The organism is Ferrimonas sediminicola (assembly GCF_005116715.1).
GTDB lineage: Bacteria > Pseudomonadota > Gammaproteobacteria > Enterobacterales > Shewanellaceae > Ferrimonas > Ferrimonas sediminicola.
Genome location: NZ_SWCI01000029.1, coordinates 1 through 2,394, shown reverse-complemented (window position 1 = coordinate 2,394; position 2,394 = coordinate 1). Strand labels below are relative to the sequence as shown.

General features: G+C 54.4%; 1 pseudogene. It reads left to right on the top strand.

Going from position 1 to position 2,394, the window contains the following annotated elements:
• Positions 1-766 precede the first annotated feature (766 nt).
• Positions 767-1,726 (top strand): annotated as a pseudogene (locus FCL40_RS18340) (IS110 family RNA-guided transposase).
• Positions 1,727-2,394: the final 668 nt, after the last annotated feature.

Below are 2,394 nucleotides of genomic sequence, written 5' to 3'. Positions count from 1 at the left end.
AGTCACTCAGTGCAACATTGATATATGAGATATCAATCCTGCGCGAGTGCCCACACAGATTGTCTGACTAATTGTTAAAGAGCGTGTCTCTCATCGAGACAGGAGGCGCATTCTACGCGACTCTCCGCCGCCGTCAACCCCAACTTCGAGGTTTTCAGCGGTTAACCTTGACTCGGCTCAGCCGATTCGCCGTCAACAGGAAGCGAATTATAAGGGGAGAATTTCATGGCGCAAGAGGAAAAACGATCTTTTTGACGGATCGAGATCCAAACGCTTAAACCCACTGCAATCCCACACTTTACTCACAGCGTTATCCACTGGAAACGCTCATCCTGGCGGCCCGAATCACAGAGTGTAGATCAGTGTCGTCCATCTGCAACCAACCCCAGCATCGCCAACAACAGAGACCGACACCTGACCGACGCCAAGACAACGATGATAGCAGTGGGCGTCATCCCCGCGAACTTAGCTACCCAGTGGCTTTGCCTGGACCGAGTAAAAAGACCCTAAATCCTGGCTTGAGCCAGGAAGACAATGGCGCCTGTGGGACGGAACGCGCTTCGTTGCCACTGCCGTTGGGTGGGTATCGGCGACAACAACGACACGTTCGGCACGCTCAGTGTCAGTTGATGGCTATACCGCTTCGCCTGGCACAGTCACGCCGACGAACGCCGGTATCCAGTGATGTGATGGACGCCCCCTACGATACGACGTCAAATGCGCCAGAATTAAGTTGCGACACATAGTTCAGAGAGGAGCATCCATCATGTCTATTAATGCCATTGGAATTGATTTAGCCAAGAGTGTTTTTCAGGTATGCGCTCTGCTGGAGGATGGCTCAATCCTTTGGAACCGCAAGGTCAAAAGAGAAAAGCTGCTTCACACACTCCTTGAATTTCCAACGGGTACACTGGTGGCCATGGAGTTTTGTGCTCGCTCTCACTATTGGGGAAGGCGGCTTCAGCAGGCTGGTTACCAGCTGACGCTCATCCCTGCACAACATGTGAAACCAATGGTGTCTGCTCAAAAGAACAATGCCAACGATGCACTGGCCATTTGCGATGGCGGCCTTCCGGCCTAAGCTGCATCCAGTGCCCGTAAAGACCATAAAGCAGCAAGACATTAAGGCTCTTCGCTGCGTCCGGCAGAGAATGGTCGAATACAGAACCGCGCTTGCCTGTCAGATACGTGGCTTGGCAGGAGAATGTGGCGTTAACTTCAGTACCGGGATAAAGCTGTTAAGAAGCCAGTTGCCGGCATCCGTTGAGGATGGCGATAACGGGTTGAGCTTTGTCATGCGGGGGCTATTGTTGCAGATGGAGCGGGAGCTCAAAGCTCTGGATAAGGAAATCAAAGCCATAGAGCAGGAGATTCATCATCTGTGCAAACAGCCACCTCGCTATCAGCTTTTGCAGGGCATTCCGGGGTTCGGCCCCATTGTCGCGGCAGCTTTCGTCAGTGAAGTGGGTGACGGCCAGCAATTTTCCAACGGCCGTCAATTGGCGGCTTGGTGTTGCTTGGTTCCAAAACAGCACAGCGCTGGAGGCAAAACCCGGTTGAGCAGCATCACCAAGGCAGGAAACAAGCAACTGCGGGTGCTGTTGCTTCACGGGGCAAGCGCAAGGCGATAGTGGCACTGGCCAATAAGCTGGCCCGGATTGCCTGGAGCATGACAGTCAGCGGCAACCAATTCGAGTTGACCCACGCTTTCGCAGTTTCCAAATAACCACTACAAGAATGTCGTTCCAGCGTGTAGGTGGCCAGGTTCGGACCACATTGTGGCGCTACCTCTCGAAGGTAAAACAGACGCCGGATATACGTCCGCAAACCGATCTCATCAATGTCTTGCAACTGCAGGGGCGTCCATATATGTCTTTTCCAAGCATGATCACAAAGCCACTGGGCCCCGGAATTCGCTGGGGTGACGATGGTGCCTGTGGGTAAGGGAGCGCTTCGTAGCATCTCACCGCGGGATCTGCAGGTTCGCAATGGGAATTTCAGGCTAGATCGGTGACTGCGCCAACCTGCTCAGCCCCCCTCACCACGCTCATGCCTTGAAGCCTTTTGTCAGGACAACCAGCACGCTCAGTGCCAGTTCATGACAAGACGGCTTCCCCTGGCACCGTCATGCCGGCGCACGCCGGTACCCAGGGTCTTTTTCAAGCATGAGCACAAAGCCACTGGGCCCCGGCCTTCGCCGGGGTGACGATGGTGCCTGTGAGACGTCCTTTATGAGCTATCTGGAAGCTCTGTGGAGCAGAAACGAAAAAAGCCCATAGCGTTAGCTACGGGCTTTTTCGATTTGTTGGCGGAGTGGGTTTCGAGCGACCGAAGCGAAGCTTCGCAGCACGAGAAACGCGAGGCAGGCCGCCGAGCCGAGGGATTCACCAGGGA